Origin of the sequence: Streptomyces sp. CA-106110, from assembly GCF_050936285.1 — a bacterium.
Taxonomy (GTDB): Bacteria; Actinomycetota; Actinomycetes; order Streptomycetales; family Streptomycetaceae; genus Streptomyces.
In genome coordinates, this window is record NZ_JBNJNB010000001.1 from 4,319,896 (window position 1) to 4,333,571 (window position 13,676).

General features: G+C 71.0%; 13 protein-coding genes. 2 read left to right on the forward strand and 11 right to left on the reverse strand.

The annotated features are described in order from the left end of the window. Nucleotides 1-33: 33 nt before the first annotated feature. From ACQEXA_RS19860 to ACQEXA_RS19870, 3 genes are all read right to left on the reverse strand, one after another. Nucleotides 34-2,604, reverse strand: coding sequence for an ATP-binding protein (locus tag ACQEXA_RS19860; RefSeq protein ID WP_432932682.1), 2,571 nt, complete (start codon nt 2,602-2,604; stop codon nt 34-36). A 251-nt stretch (nt 2,605-2,855) separates the two neighbouring features. Then, nucleotides 2,856-3,179: an STAS domain-containing protein gene (locus ACQEXA_RS19865; protein ID WP_359395419.1), complete on the reverse strand. Its 324-nt coding sequence runs from the start codon at nt 3,177-3,179 to the stop codon at nt 2,856-2,858. A 144-nt stretch (nt 3,180-3,323) separates the two neighbouring features. Beyond that, complete coding sequence (locus ACQEXA_RS19870; RefSeq protein WP_359395421.1) at nt 3,324-4,172, reverse strand: 3-hydroxyacyl-CoA dehydrogenase family protein; 849 nt, start codon at nt 4,170-4,172, stop codon at nt 3,324-3,326. 519 nt (nt 4,173-4,691) lie between these two features. Between ACQEXA_RS19870 and ACQEXA_RS19875 the strand changes: the two genes are divergently transcribed. After that, nucleotides 4,692-5,264 (forward strand): cob(I)yrinic acid a,c-diamide adenosyltransferase, encoded by a 573-nt coding sequence (locus tag ACQEXA_RS19875; protein ID WP_432932679.1) that lies wholly within the window; start codon nt 4,692-4,694, stop codon nt 5,262-5,264. An 18-nt stretch (nt 5,265-5,282) separates the two neighbouring features. Here ACQEXA_RS19875 and ACQEXA_RS19880 read toward each other — a convergent pair whose 3' ends face one another. Genes ACQEXA_RS19880 through ACQEXA_RS19895 form a run of 4 tightly spaced genes read right to left on the reverse strand, consistent with a single transcriptional unit; the run spans nt 5,283 to nt 8,143 of the window. Further along, nucleotides 5,283-5,510, reverse strand: coding sequence for a hypothetical protein (locus ACQEXA_RS19880; protein ID WP_432932677.1), 228 nt, complete (start codon nt 5,508-5,510; stop codon nt 5,283-5,285). After that, nucleotides 5,510-5,911 carry a hypothetical protein gene (locus ACQEXA_RS19885; protein ID WP_432932675.1) on the reverse strand — a complete coding sequence of 134 codons (402 nt, stop codon included), beginning with the start codon at nt 5,909-5,911 and terminating at the stop codon, nt 5,510-5,512. Before ACQEXA_RS19885 ends, ACQEXA_RS19880 begins: the two co-directional genes overlap by 1 nt. A gap of 52 nt (nt 5,912-5,963) precedes the next feature. Further along, complete coding sequence (locus ACQEXA_RS19890) at nt 5,964-7,427, reverse strand: sensor histidine kinase (protein WP_432932673.1); 1,464 nt, start codon at nt 7,425-7,427, stop codon at nt 5,964-5,966. Beyond that, the gene (locus ACQEXA_RS19895; protein WP_432932671.1) at nt 7,424-8,143 is read right to left on the reverse strand and encodes a response regulator transcription factor; all 720 of its coding nucleotides are present in this window, start codon (nt 8,141-8,143) and stop codon (nt 7,424-7,426) included. Before ACQEXA_RS19895 ends, ACQEXA_RS19890 begins: the two co-directional genes overlap by 4 nt. Nucleotides 8,144-8,344: 201 nt before the next feature. Here ACQEXA_RS19895 and ACQEXA_RS19900 point away from each other — a divergent pair, with 201 nt between their 5' ends. Further along, nucleotides 8,345-10,171: a glycosyl hydrolase family 18 protein gene (locus ACQEXA_RS19900; RefSeq protein WP_433130702.1), complete on the forward strand. Its 1,827-nt coding sequence runs from the start codon at nt 8,345-8,347 to the stop codon at nt 10,169-10,171. A gap of 60 nt (nt 10,172-10,231) precedes the next feature. On the opposite strand, the gene ACQEXA_RS19905 is transcribed toward ACQEXA_RS19900, so the two are convergent. The 4 genes from ACQEXA_RS19905 to ACQEXA_RS19920 all read right to left on the reverse strand — a co-directional run bounded on the left by ACQEXA_RS19905 (nt 10,232) and on the right by ACQEXA_RS19920 (nt 13,668). Then, entirely contained in the window at nt 10,232-10,678 is a 447-nt protein-coding gene (locus tag ACQEXA_RS19905; RefSeq protein ID WP_432932667.1) for a DUF2550 domain-containing protein, read from the reverse strand. A gap of 130 nt (nt 10,679-10,808) precedes the next feature. Beyond that, on the reverse strand, nt 10,809-11,183 hold the full coding sequence (locus tag ACQEXA_RS19910; protein WP_359395438.1) for a F0F1 ATP synthase subunit epsilon: 375 nt from the start codon (nt 11,181-11,183) through the stop codon (nt 10,809-10,811). A gap of 131 nt (nt 11,184-11,314) precedes the next feature. Next, a complete protein-coding gene (gene atpD, locus ACQEXA_RS19915) occupies nt 11,315-12,751 on the reverse strand; it encodes a F0F1 ATP synthase subunit beta (RefSeq protein ID WP_432932664.1) in 1,437 nt (478 codons plus the stop codon). Further along, nucleotides 12,751-13,668: a F0F1 ATP synthase subunit gamma gene (locus ACQEXA_RS19920; RefSeq protein WP_432932662.1), complete on the reverse strand. Its 918-nt coding sequence runs from the start codon at nt 13,666-13,668 to the stop codon at nt 12,751-12,753. The genes atpD and ACQEXA_RS19920 overlap by 1 nt, the downstream gene beginning before the upstream one ends. Between the last annotated feature and the right edge of the window lie 8 nt (nt 13,669-13,676).

Sequence of the window (13,676 nt, forward strand, 5' to 3'; positions counted from 1 at the left end):
GGCCTTTTGTGTTGCCGGGCAGCGGCGGGGACTTCAGATCACCGGGCCCGAACCGCTCGGCGTTCCCGAGCCGGTGCTGCCCGACGGTGCGCCTGCCGAGCTGATCGAGGTGGCCGGGACGCTGGAGGACGCGGGGCCGCCGGCCGAGTCGGTGGTGCCCGGACTCGTGGATTCCGTCGGCGAGGGGTCCTGCGTCTGCGAGGGCGACGAGGTAGCCGACTGCGACGTGGACGGCGGGGTCACCGGCGTCGACGGCTTCGACGTGGGCGACTTGGTCGGGGACTTCGACGGGGACTTCGACGGAGTCGGGCCCTTCGTACCCGTCGGGGCGTCCGACGGATACCCGCCGGTGCTCCGCGGCGTGGGGTCGTCGGACGTGCCGTAGGTGCCGTCGGGCCCCGGGTCCGTCGACGTCGGCGAAGGACTGTGGGAAGCGCCCTTGCCGCCTCCGCTGCCGTCGCTGTTCGGCTGGTCCGCACCGACGCCGCCGTCGTCCGTGCCCTGGCTCGCCGGGGGATCCACGCGGACGTTCCCGGACGGGGTGTTGGTGTCGTTGTTCGAGGTCATGCCGAGCGCCACGACCGTGCCGAGCACGGCGACCAGCACCGCACCGGCGCCCGCGGCCACCAGATTGCGCCGGGTGCCATTCACCGCGCCGCGCACGCCCCCACGCGCGGGCGGGGGCGTGGCCGCGGCCCGGTGTGTGATCAGGGTGGCCGTGTCTGCGGCCGGGGCGGACAGGGTGAAGCGGGCGGGTACACCGCCGGGCGGCGTCGCCGGCTCCTCGTGCCGCGCCTCCGGCATCTCCTCGTCCGCCGTGAGCCCGCCGGGCGACGTCGTGCCGGAGCGGTCGGCGACCAGGGCGAGGGCGCGCCGCCCGGAGACCGTGCCGCGCTTGTCGGCGAGGGCGCCGCGCAGCCCGTTGGAGGCCTCCAGTTCGGCGCGGGCCCGGTCGAGCTGTCCGCCGCAGAGCGCGAGGATGCCCAACTCGTGGTGGAAGTAGGCCTGTTCGCCGACCTCGCCGGAGAGCCGGGACGCCTCGGCGCCGGACCGCAGGGTTCGCTCCCAGGCGCCCCAGTGCAGCCCCCCGGCGAACGCGGGCGCGGCCTGCCGGGCCAGTCGTATGGCGAGGTTCTCCTGATCCTCGGACGCCGGGGACTCCGTCTGCTCGGGGGAGTCGCCCTCGTCGGGGGCGACCGGGAGCCCGGCGGAGCTGAGCGGCACCAGAACGGCCAGCGCGGCCAGTACGGCGTCGGCCTCCGCCGAGACACGTTCCGCCGTGACCGAGGGGTGACCGGCCCACCAGGCGTAGTGCTGGGCGGCCTTCAGCGCGTACTCCTCCGCGCCGGTCGCGTACCCGGCCGCCTCCAGCTGGGCGAGCACCCCGGCCGCCAGCCGGTAGTGGGCGCCGACCGGGGAGACCAGCGCGCAGCCGACGAGTTCGGCGAGCGCCGCGTCCGCGTGGGTGTCGTCGACCAGGGCCGGCAGATGCGTCTGGTGGGGCACCTCGCCGCCGAGCGCGACCGCGAACTTGAGGGTCTCGCGCGCCGACACGCTCAGCCGGGAGGCGAGCAGCGGGGCGGGCGCGGCGGCCTCCGCGAGCGAGGGCAGCGGGACCTCATGGCCGTCCCCGGCGTCGACGGACGCCTCCACAGGGGCGTTCTCGAAGACGCCGAACTCGTCGACGGCGCTCTCGTCGGCCGCCCGCCGGTCGCGCTGCCGCAGCAGCGCACCCGCCTGGACGAAGCGCAGGGGCAGACCCTCGGACTCGAACCACAGGTCGCCTGCCCAGGTGACCTCGTCCTCGGTGAGGTCGCGGTCGACGGCGCTCTCCAGCAGCTCCAGGCCGCCCGCGCGGTCGAGCCCGCGGAGGAGGACCTCTTCGACCTGCGCGTCGGCGGAGGGCGCGGGTACGTCGGACGTGACGGAGAGCAGGAAGGCGCACTCGGGTGTGGCGTCGAGCAGCTCGTCGAGCGCGCTGCCGCCGATCTCCAGGTCGTCGAGGACGACGACGGCACCGATCTCGCGGACGTGCCGGAGGAGCTCCTCGTGCTCCGGGCGGTACAGCGGAGCTTTGTAAACGGCGGCGAAGAGGACGTACAGGAGGTCGCTCGCGGTGCGGCGGTAGCCGGAGAGGCGGACGACGCCGTCGGGTGCGAGGTCGGAGCAGTCCTCGGCGACGACGTCCAGGAGCGCGCTGCGGCCCGAGCCGGCCGGGCCGGTGAGCCGGACGGTGCGGCCACGGGCCAGGAGCCGCACCAGCTGCTCGCGCTCCTCCTGGCGCTCCAGCAGCGGCATCTGCGGCGGTGTGGGACCGGCCGGGACGGGCGGCCGGGCGGCGGGGGCGCGCTCGGCCCGTTCGTCGGCGGTGTACTTCACCGGCGGGGCGGGACGTTCGCCGGGCGGGCAGAGCTCGATCTCGCTGCCGTCGACGGGGTTCACGGTGAGCAGGTAGTCACCGGACACGATCTCGACGGTGCGGGCGGGCGACGACGCCGGCTGTACGAAGTCCTGGGCGATGGGGTCCCGCGGCGCGCGCTGACGCGGCAGGTCGCCGGGGCCGTCGTGGCCGTACTCCTCGGGTCCCGTGTTGTTCGGGTCCATAGGTCCCAGCCCCCCAAAAAGCGTCGCGTGCCTGAGCCCCTCCCGGCCTTGCTGCACACTGCCGCGTCGCTTCTGGTCCGGTGCCCGCTTCTAGGGTCATAGGGCGGCGGGCAGCCGAACCCTAAACCTTCGCATACCGTCCTTGGCAAGCCGGGGTACCGCGCCGCCCGAGACGTCACGGTCTCGTGAGGATTGCGCCTGACGCGCCTTTGGCGGTCGTTCACTCCCGCGACGCGCCCCACACCCCCCGATCACACCCGGGGCAGCGACTCCACTCCGATGCCGCCCTCGATGGCCAGGATCCGGTGCAGCCGGGTGGCCACCAGCAGGCGCTGCATCTGCGTCGGTACACCACGCAGCACCAGCCGCCGACCGCACCGCCCCGCCCGGCGGTGGGCTCCCATGATCACCCCGAGTCCGGTGGCGTCCCAGGAGTCCAGCTCGGACAGGTCGAGTACGAGGTCGCCGACGCCGTCGTCGACGGCCGCATGCAGGACCGTACGGGCGTCCGCCGCGCTGCGCAGGTCGAGGCGGCCCCCGACGACCAGCCCGGCGTGGTCGCCCCTGATGTGCATATCCGCTCCCCGAGAGTGCGTCGTCGTACTCCGCGATGTGGTTGTGCAACCTCTGACTGTCCTGGCGACAGTCTGGTTGCCGTCTGTAAGCGAACCGATACCGAATTCACCCAATGGGGTGATCCCCCATGGGTGCGTGCGGTTTCAGTACGTGTAGAAACCCTGCCCGCTCTTGCGACCGAAGTCACCGGCGTCAACCATCCGGCGCATCAGCTCCGGCGGAGCGAACTTCTCGTCCTGCGACTCGGTGTAGATGTTGCTGGTGGCGTGCAGCAGGATGTCGACGCCGGTGAGGTCGGCGGTGGCCAGCGGCCCCATGGCGTGGCCGAAACCCAGCTTGCAGGCCAGGTCGATGTCCTCGGCGGTGGCCACACCCGACTCGTACAGCTTGGTCGCCTCGACGACGAGCGCCGAGATCAGACGGGTCGTCACAAAGCCGGCGACGTCGCGGTTGACGACGATGCAGGTCTTGCCGACCGACTCGGCGAACTCGCGGGCGGTGGCGAGGGCCTCGTCGCTCGTCTTGTACCCCCGGACGAGTTCGACCAGTTGCATCATCGGCACGGGCGAGAAGAAGTGCACGCCGACGACCCGCTCCGGCCGCTCGGTCGCTGCCGCGATCTTGGTGATCGGGATGGCGGAGGTGTTGGACGCGAGCACCGCGTCCTCACGGACGAGCTTGTCGAGCGCACGGAAGATCTCGTGCTTGACCTCGAGCTTCTCGAAGACCGCCTCGACGACGACGTCCGCGTCGGCGACGGCGTCGAGGTCGGTGGTGGAGGTGATACGGGCGAGCGCCGCGTCGGCGTCGTGGGCCTCGAGCTTCCCCTTGCTCACGAACTTGTCGTACGAGGCCTTGATGGCGTCGGTGCCACGCGTCAGCGCCTCCTCGGTGACATCCCGCAGGACGACGTCCCAGCCGGCCTGAGCGGATACCTGGGCAATACCGGAACCCATCAGTCCGGCTCCGATGACGGCAAGCTTCCGTGCCACTGTGCGACTCCCCTGACGCGCTTCGTAATGCCTCTCGGCCGGACCATAGCGCTCGTGGGGGGCTGTGTGACCGGTAAGTAATGCGCGTCACGTCTCAAATGACGGACATCACACCGGCCCGTGTCATTCCGGCGTCCCGGCGGCGCAGTTGGGCCCCTTCTCACCCAACAGGTGCCGCATGTCCCCGAGGAGTGACAGCACCTTCGGTGACGCTTCGCACGGATTGCGCCCCATGGCGTTCGCACGGCCGGCGACCGCCGTGAAGCGCCGCGATCCGGCCCGTCTGACCGAGGCTCAGACGCGGCGGAAGGCCGCCGTGCGTCGCGCCGCCGGACTCGCTCGTACCCGCCGTCCGTGCCGTCGGTGCTTCCCCCGGACTCGATGCTGGAGGGCGTTCGCCCCGGAACGGCCGAATACGTTCTCCGCCCCACCCGGACGGGGCCCCGCTGCGACGCGCCGGGCCCGTGACGGCGGCCACTCGGGTGTTCCGCCCGGCCTTGACGTAACTACGCTGGTCGCATGGTCAATCTGACGCGCATCTACACGCGGACCGGCGACAAGGGCACGACGCACCTCGGGGACATGCGCCGGGTGCCGAAAACCGACCTGCGGATCGCCGCCTACGCGGACGCCAACGAGGCGAACGCGGTGATCGGCACGGCGATCGCGCTGGGCGGTCTCGACGAGGAGGTCGTCAAGGTCCTCACCCGCGTCCAGAACGACCTGTTCGACGTGGGTGCGGACCTGTCGACGCCGGTGGTGGAGAACCCGGAGTTCCCGCCGCTGCGGGTCGAGCAGTTCTACGTCGACAAGCTGGAGGCGGACTGCGACCGCTTCCTGGCCGAGTTGGAGAAGCTGCGCTCGTTCATCCTCCCCGGCGGTACGCCCGGCGCGGCCCTGCTGCACCAGGCGTGCACGGTCGTACGGCGGGCCGAGCGCTCCACCTGGGCCGCACTGGAGGTCCACGGCGAGGTCATGAACCCCCTCACCGCGACCTACCTCAACCGCCTGTCCGACCTCCTGTTCATCCTGGCCCGGTACGCCAACAAGGAGACCGGTGACGTGCTGTGGGTGCCGGGCGGGGAGCGCTGAGCCGCACTCCCCGGCCGGTCAGCGGTCGCTGTCGTCCTGCGCGGCGTCCCGGTCCGCCTGCGTGAGCGCGGATTCGGCGGCGGACAGCGCCTTCTGCACGTCGGCGAAACCGGAGGGTTGCGCCGAGGGGGCCACGGACGAGGAGGGCGTGGCCGCCGCGCCGTCGTTCCGCGCGCAGCCCGCGGTGAGCCCCACCAGGAGGACCACCGCGGGCGCCGCCCAGCGCACGGCTCGCCGAGCCCGCATCAGCTCGCCGCCTTGCCGTTGTCGTGCGCGGCGCACCACGTCTTGACGCCCGCCAGGTCCTTCTGCCGCTGCTGAAGCGTCGGCACCAGGGACTTGCGGAAGGTGAGCCGGTCCTGGAGGTACGTCGCGATCTCGGTGTGGCCCGCGTTCTTCGCGTTCTCCACACGCCGCTCCAGCCGCGCCACCGAGCCGCGCGTGCCCACGCCGGCGTCCAGCCGCCTCAAGGCCCGGTCGATCCGCCGGTCGAGCTTCGGCAGCCGCTTGCACAGCGCGTGCGCGCCGTCACCGGTCGGCGCGGGCGCCGGGGTGCTGTCGGCCGCGGCCGCCCCCGTCCCGGTCGCCAGCAGCGCGGCCGCGGCCAGCCCCGCGAGCAGGGTGCGCCGTCGTCGTCGTGCGTTCATCTTCGCCTCCGTTCCCCGAACGGCCCCGACGTCCGTCCGATGCCTCCGGAGGCTAGGAACCCTCTTTGTGGGAACCTTGTGACCGGTTTGACCTGGCTGTCCCGATCAACCAGTCCCGGCGGTCGGGCAGGGCCCCGCCGGCCCGGGGCAGCCGCACCTCGAAGCGTGTGCCGACACCGCCCGCGCCGTCCGCCACCGTGACGCTCCCCCGGTGCAGGGCCGCCTGCTGGGCGACCAGGGTCAGGCCGAGACCCGAGCCCGTGCTGTGCGGCCCCCGCCGGTACCGCTCGAAGATCCGGCCGCGCGCCTCGGCCGGGATGCCCGGACCGCGGTCGTCCACCGTGATCACGACCTCGGCGTCGGTCCCCCGCACACCGACGGCCACATCCGCCTGCCCCGCCGCATCCCGCCCGTGGGCCAGCGCGTTGGCGATCAGGTTGTCGAGCAGCAGCCGCAGCCCCGGTTCCCAGCAGTGCGCGGTCAGTCCCGGCTGTGCGCTCAGAGCGATCCGTGCGTCCGGAGCACGGCGCCGGGCCTCGGCGACGGCGGCGTCCGCGGTCTCCGCCACGTCCACCGTGCGGAACGCCTCCGCCTCCACCAGATCCCCGCGCCCCAGCTCGCGCAGCATCACCAGCAGGCCGAGCAGCCGGGCGTGCTCGTGGCGAAGGTCCTCCAGGACCTCGGTCCGGTCCGGATCGGGCAGGTCGGGGTGCTGGGCGAGGATGTCGAGGTTGGTGCCCATGCTCATCATGGGGGTGCGCAGTTCGTGCGCGGCCGCCGCCGAGAAGGAACGTGCGGTGTCCAGGGCCTGGGCGGTGCGGGCGGCCTGTTCGTCGTAGCGGGCGAGCACCGTGCGCACGGTGGCGGCCAGTTCGTCGACGTCCGTGATCCCGGTCGCCTCGTGGGGCGGCCGGACACTGCTGGTACGCGGGTCCAGTCCGGCGGTACGGCGGGTGAGGCGGCGCAGGGGGGCGGCGGCGCCCGCGGCTATGCCCCAGGCCAGCAGGCCCGACAGGGGGGCCGCCAGCACGGTGGTCACCAGGACGCGGCGCCGGACGAGCCGGAGCTGGGTGCGGTCGGCGGTGTCCGGCGCGAAGACCCAGAGGGTGCCCGAGGCCCGGGCGGTGCGGACCGGCCGGGACAGCGTCCGCCAGCCTGTGCCGCCGGCGCGGACGGTGACCGGCCCGGCGGCGCGGGCGGGCAGCCGTACCGAGGAGGCGGGCTGCGGGCCGGCCTGAAAGGTCGCGTCCGGTGCGACGAGGCGTATGCCGACGTCGAGCGCCGCGCCGTAGAGCGCGCGCTCCCGGGTGTCGGCCGCCTTGGGCCGGCCGGCCGCGGCGGCATGCAGCAGGGCGCGGGCGTCCGGGGCGACGGCGGCGGCCCGCTCCCGCAGATGGTCGTCCTCGGCGCTGTGCAGATCGCGGGCGACCAGGTTCAGCAGCAGCCAGCCGGAGGCCAGCACGAGAAGCGGGACGGTGCAGCCCACCGCGAGCCCGATGCGTGTCGACAGTCTCACGGCTCGTCCCGCAGCACGAAGCCCACGCCGCGCACGGTGTGGACGAGCCGTCGGGCGCCGCCCGCTTCCAGCTTGCGCCGCAGATAGCTGACGAAGGTGTCGACGGCGTCGGTGCGCACGTCGAAGTCGTAGCCCCAGACCCGGTCCAGGAGCTGGTCGCGGGTGAGGACGAGCCCGGCGTTGCGGGCCAGCACCTCCAGGAGTTCGAACTCGCGCCGGGTCAGTTCCAGGCGCCGGCCGGCGCGGTGGACCGTGCGGGCCGCCGGGTCGATCACCAGGTCCGCCACCCGCAGCTCCTGCCGGTCGTCGGGCGGCCTGCGGCGCAGCAGGGCGCGCAGCCGCAGCACGAGTTCCTGCAGCGCGAACGGTTTGACCAGGTAGTCGTCGCCGCCCGCCTGGAACCCGGCTATGCGGTCGGCGGTCTCGTCGAGTGCGGACAGCATGAGGACGGGCAGGTCCTGTCCCTCGTCCCGGAGCCGTGCGCAGACCTCGATGCCGCTCATGCCGGGCATCGACACATCGAGGACGAGCACGTCGGGCGGGGCGTCCCGGATCACGCTCAGCGCCTCGGGCCCGCTGTCCGCGGTGCGGACGGCGAAGCCGCTGAGCCGCAGCCCCCGCTCCAGGGAGCGCCGGATGGCCGCGTCGTCGTCGACGACGAGCACCGCGCCGGGGCGCGTGGTGCCGCTCGTCCGCCCTCCAGGGTCCACTGTCACGCCGGGCAGCGTACGTCCCTCCGGTGGACGCGTGACAGCCGGGCGAAGGTGCGGGAGTTGGGGCGACCGGTTCACCAACTGCACCGTGGTCCAGACCTATTGACCGATGGTCCAGACCTTTCTATTCTCGCGGCACTGTGGGCGTGAAGGCTCAGTCATGCCCATGACACCCCGGCTCATTTCGACAAGAGGAGGCGCTGCATGCGCTTCAGACACCGAGCCGCGGCAGGTCTGGCGACCCTGCTGCTCCCACTCGCCGGCCTGGTCGGCCTCGCCGGTCCCGCACAGGCAGCGACATCGGCCACCGCCACCTACGCCAAGACCCAGGACTGGGGCACCGGCTTCGAGGGCAAGTGGACCGTCAAGAACACCGCCACCACGTCCCTCAGTTCCTGGACGATCGAGTGGGACTTCCCCTCCGGTACCTCCGTCACCTCGGCGTGGGACGCGGACGTGACGAACTCCGGCACCCACTGGACCGCCAAGAACAAGTCCTACAACGGCACCCTCGCCCCCGGGGCCTCCGTCTCCTTCGGCTTCAACGGCGCAGGCCCGGGCGCACCGAGCAACTGCTCGCTGAACGGCGGCAGTTGTGACGGCGGCACCACCGTCCCCGGCGACAACCCGCCCTCCGCTCCGGGCACCCCCACGGCGTCCGGCATCACGGACACCTCGGTGAACCTGTCCTGGAGCGCGGCGAGCGACGACAAGGGCGTCAAGAACTACGACGTCCTGCGGGACGGCACCAAGGTCGCCACGGTGACGACGACGTCCTACACGGACTCCGGTCTGAACGCCGGCTCCGACTACTCGTACACCGTCCAGGCCCGTGACACCGCCGACCAGACCGGGCCCGTCAGCGGCGCGGTCAAGGTGCACACCACCGGCGGCACCACGAACCCGCCGCCCCCCGGATCCGCCGTCAGGCTCGGGTACTTCACCGAGTGGGGCATCTACGGCCGCAACTACAACGTCAAGAACCTGGTGACGTCCGGCTCCGCGGCGAAGATCACGCACATCAACTACGCCTTCGGCAACGTGACCGGCGGCAAGTGCGCGATCGGCGACTCCTACGCCGACTACGACAAGGCGTTCACCGCCGACCAGTCCGTCAGCGGCGTCGCCGACACCTGGGACCAGCCGCTGCGCGGCAACTTCAACCAGCTGCGCGAGCTCAAGGCCAAGTACCCGAACATCAAGGTGCTGTGGTCCTTCGGCGGCTGGACCTGGTCCGGCGGATTCGGCGAGGCCGCGAAGAACCCGGCCGCCTTCGCCCGGTCCTGCTACGACCTGGTCGAGGACCCGCGCTGGGCGGACGTGTTCGACGGCATCGACATGGACTGGGAGTACCCAAACGCCTGCGGTCTGTCCTGCGACAGCAGCGGGCCGGCGGCCTTCAAGAACCTGATGTCCGCACTGCGCGCCAAGTTCGGCGCGAACTACCTGGTCACCGCCGCCACCACGGCCGACGGCTCCTCCGGCGGCAAGATCGACGCCTCCGACTACGCGGGCGCCTCGCAGTACGTCAACTGGTACAACGTGATGACGTACGACTTCTTCGGCGCCTTCGCCCCGCAGGGCCCCACGGCCCCGCACTCCCCCCTCACCTCGTACAGCGGCATCCCGACCGCCGGATTCACCACGGCGGACGCGATCGCCAAGTACAAGGCGCAGGGAATGCCCGCGAACAAGCTGCTGATCGGCATCGGCTTGTACGGGCGAGGCTGGACGGGTGTCACCCAGGACGCCCCCGGCGGCACAGCCACCGGACCCGCCCCGGGCACCTACGAACAGGGCATCGAGGACTACAAGGTGCTCAAGACGTCCTGCCCGGTCACCGGCACCATCGCGGGCACGGCGTACGCGCACTGCGGCAGCAACTGGTGGTCGTACGACACCCCGGCCACCATCGGCACGAAGATGGCGTGGGCCAAGAGCCAGGGTCTGGGCGGCGCCTTCTTCTGGGAGTTCAGCGGTGACACCAGCAACGGCGAGCTGGTGAGCGCCATCAACAGCGGTCTGTCATAGGGCGGTTTCCGGCTCGAGACCACATCGACTCCCCTCGGTCCGCCGGGGGAGTCGGCGTGTCTACGCCACATTGACCCGCTGTCCGGGCGGAGCCGCCTCCAGCCACGCGAGAAACCCGGTCAGCGCGTCCTCGCTCATCGCGAGCTCCAGACGGATGCCCCGGTGCTGACAGGCGAGGATCAGCGCGTCGGAGAGCAGCGCCAGCTCCTCCTCGCCCTCGGGGCTGCGCCGACCGGCCACCTCGATCGCCGAACGCTCCAGGACACGGCGGGGGCGCGGGGCGTAGGAGAAGACCCGGTACCACTCGACCCGGTCGCCGTTGTAGCGGGCGACTCCGTAGCTCCAGCCCTTGCCGCTGGTGTCGGTCTGCTCCGGCACGTCCCAGCGCAGGCTGCAGTCGAACGTGCCGCCCGAGCGCTGGATGAGCCGGCGCCGCAGACCGAAGACGAACAGCCCCACCACCACGAGAGCGACGACAATTCCGCACACAGTCAGAGCGAGGACCATCGGCACCGACCTCCTCGTCTCCTAGGTAACGGAACGGAAAAAACATCCGCATTTGCCTCAGCCGCGGCTGGTTCCGGATTGCTCCGGTCCAGCCGCGGCTGAGTGTCACGTCATTGCATACGCGCTGTGGTCAGCTCGCCGCCGCCGCACGCAGCCGGACGTCCGCACGGCGCTCCGCGGAGGCGTCAGCCTCCGACTTCGCGCGCTCGAGCGCCCGCTCCGCGCGCTGGACGTCGATCTCGTCCGACAGTTCGGCGATCTCGGCCAGCAACGACAGCTTGTTGTCCGCGAACGAGATGAAACCGCCGTGCACCGCGGCGACGACCGTTCCACCATCACTCATACGGATGGTCACCGGGCCCGACTCCAGCACACCGAGCAACGGCTGGTGACCGGGCATGACGCCGATGTCGCCGGACGTGGTGCGCGCGACGACCAGGGTGGCCTCGCCGGACCAGACCTGGCGGTCGGCGGCGACCAGCTCGACGTGCAGCTCAGCAGCCAAGGGTGGCTCCTCGGATCACCACCCGGCGGGTCTGCCGGGTGTTGGGATGAATTCTAGTAGGCGTACAGAGAGGGACGGGACGCGGGCCATGGCAGGGCGCGGCCTCGTCCCTCTCCGTCACGAGCACAGCGTCAGGAGACGCCCAGCTCCTTCGCGTTCTTCTTCAGGTCCTCGATACCACCGCACATGAAGAACGCCTGCTCCGGGAAGTGGTCGTACTCGCCGTCGATGATCGCGTTGAAGGCCGCGATCGACTCCTCCAGCGGGACGTCCGACCCGTCGACGCCGGTGAACTGCTTGGCGACGTGGGTGTTCTGGGACAGGAAGCGCTCCACACGGCGGGCCCGGTGGACGACGAGCTTGTCCTCCTCGCCGAGCTCGTCGATACCGAGGATCGCGATGATGTCCTGGAGGTCCTTGTACTTCTGCAGGATCGTCTTGACGCGCATGGCGGCGTCGTAGTGGTCCTTTGCGATGTACCGCGGGTCCAGGATCCGGGACGTGGAGTCCAGCGGGTCCACGGCCGGGTAGATGCCCTTCTCCGAGATCGGACGGGACAGAACCGTCGTCGCGTCGAGGTGGGCGAACGTGGTGGCCGGGGCCGGGTCGGTCAGGTCGTCGGCCGGGACGTAGATCGCCTGCATCGAGGTGATCGAGTGACCGCGGGTCGAGGTGATGCGCTCCTGGAGGAGGCCCATCTCGTCGGCCAGGTTCGGCTGGTAACCCACCGCGGACGGCATACGGCCGAGCAGCGTGGAGACCTCGGAACCGGCCTGCGTGAAGCGGAAGATGTTGTCGATGAAGAACAGCACGTCCTGCTTCTGGACGTCGCGGAAGTACTCGGCCATGGTGAGGCCGGCCAGCGCGACGCGCAGACGGGTGCCCGGGGGCTCGTCCATCTGGCCGAAGACCAAAGCGGTCTTGTCGATGACGCCCGAGTCGCTCATTTCCTCGATGAGGTCGTTGCCCTCACGAGTGCGCTCACCGACACCGGCGAACACGGAGACACCGTCGTGGTTGTTGGCCACACGGTAGATCATCTCCTGGATGAGCACCGTCTTGCCGACGCCGGCGCCGCCGAACAGACCGATCTTGCCGCCCTTGACGTACGGGGTCAGCAGATCGATGACCTTGACGCCGGTCTCGAACATCTCGGTCTTCGACTCGAGCTCGTCGAAGTTCGGGGCCTTGCGGTGGATGGACCAGCGCTCGCCGTCGTACGTCTCGTCGACGTTCAGCACCTCACCGAGGGTGTTGAACACCTTACCCTTGGTGAAGTCACCGACCGGGACGGTGATGCCGTCGCCGGTGTCGACCACCGGGGCCTGGCGGACCAGACCGTCGGTGGGCTGCATGGAGATGGTGCGTACCAGGCCGTCACCCAGGTGCTGGGCGACCTCCAGGGTCAGCGTCCGCTTCTCCCCCTCCTTCGCCGGGTCCAGGACCTCGACGTGGAGGGCGTTGTACATGTCCGGGATCGCGTCGACGGGGAACTCCACGTCGACGACCGGGCCGATGACCCGCGCGACGCGGCCCGTCGCCGTGGCCGTCTCAACAGTGGTGGTCATTAGTAGTCACTCCCCGCGGTCGCGTCGGCCAGGGCGCTCGCGCCACCGACGATCTCGCTGATTTCCTGGGTGATTTCGGCCTGGCGGGCCGCGTTGGCAAGCCGGGTGAGATTCTCGATGAGGTCTCCGGCGTTGTCGGTGGCCGACTTCATCGCGCGCCGCGTGGCGGCGTGCTTCGAAGCGGCCGACTGGAGCAGCGCGTTGTAGATACGGCTCTCCACGTAGCGCGGCAGCAGGGCGTCGAGGACGTCCTCCGCCGAGGGCTCGAAGTCGTACAGCGGAAGGATCTCGTCCTTGCTGGGCGACTCTTCGGCCACTTCCTCGAGGCTGAGCGGCAGCAACCGGTCGCCGAGCGCCGTCTGCGTCATCATCGAGACGAACTCGGTGTAGACGATGTGGAGTTCGTCCACGCCGCCGTCCGCCGTCTCCTTCTCGATGGCCTCGATGAGCGGAGCCGCGACCTGCTTGGCGTCCGCGTACGTCGGGTCGTCGGTGAAGCCCGTCCACGAATCCGCGATCTTGCGCTCACGGAAGTTGTAGTGGGCGACACCGCGACGGCCGACGATGTACGTGTCGACCTGCTGGCCCTCGCGCTCCAGCCGCGCGGTCAGCTGCTCCGCCGCCTTGATCGCGTTGGAGTTGAAGGCGCCGGCCAGACCGCGGTCGCTCGTCAGGAGCAGCACCGCGGACCGCGTCACCGTCTCGGCCTGGGTGGTCAGCGGGTGCTTGGTGTTCGAGCCGGTGCCGACCGCCGTGACCGCGCGAGTCAGCTCGGTCGCGTACGGCGTGGAGGCCGCCACCTTGCGCTGCGCCTTGACGACGCGCGAGGCGGCGATCATCTCCATCGCCTTCGTGATCTTCTTGGTCGCGCTGACGGATCGGATGCGACGCTTGTAGACCCGGAGCTGGGCTCCCATGAGTCAGG

Coding starts and splice junctions, on each gene's coding strand:
- ACQEXA_RS19860 (WP_432932682.1), bottom strand. CDS start 2,604: ATGGACCCGAACAACACGGGACCCGAGGAGTACGGCCACGACGGCCCC.
- ACQEXA_RS19865 (WP_359395419.1), bottom strand. CDS start 3,179: ATGCACATCAGGGGCGACCACGCCGGGCTGGTCGTCGGGGGCCGCCTC.
- ACQEXA_RS19875 (WP_432932679.1), top strand. CDS start 4,692: ATGGTCAATCTGACGCGCATCTACACGCGGACCGGCGACAAGGGCACG.
- ACQEXA_RS19880 (WP_432932677.1), bottom strand. CDS start 5,510: ATGCGGGCTCGGCGAGCCGTGCGCTGGGCGGCGCCCGCGGTGGTCCTC.
- ACQEXA_RS19885 (WP_432932675.1), bottom strand. CDS start 5,911: ATGAACGCACGACGACGACGGCGCACCCTGCTCGCGGGGCTGGCCGCG.
- ACQEXA_RS19900 (WP_433130702.1), top strand. CDS start 8,345: ATGCGCTTCAGACACCGAGCCGCGGCAGGTCTGGCGACCCTGCTGCTC.
- ACQEXA_RS19905 (WP_432932667.1), bottom strand. CDS start 10,678: ATGGTCCTCGCTCTGACTGTGTGCGGAATTGTCGTCGCTCTCGTGGTG.
- atpD (WP_432932664.1), bottom strand. CDS start 12,751: ATGACCACCACTGTTGAGACGGCCACGGCGACGGGCCGCGTCGCGCGG.
- ACQEXA_RS19920 (WP_432932662.1), bottom strand. CDS start 13,668: ATGGGAGCCCAGCTCCGGGTCTACAAGCGTCGCATCCGATCCGTCAGC.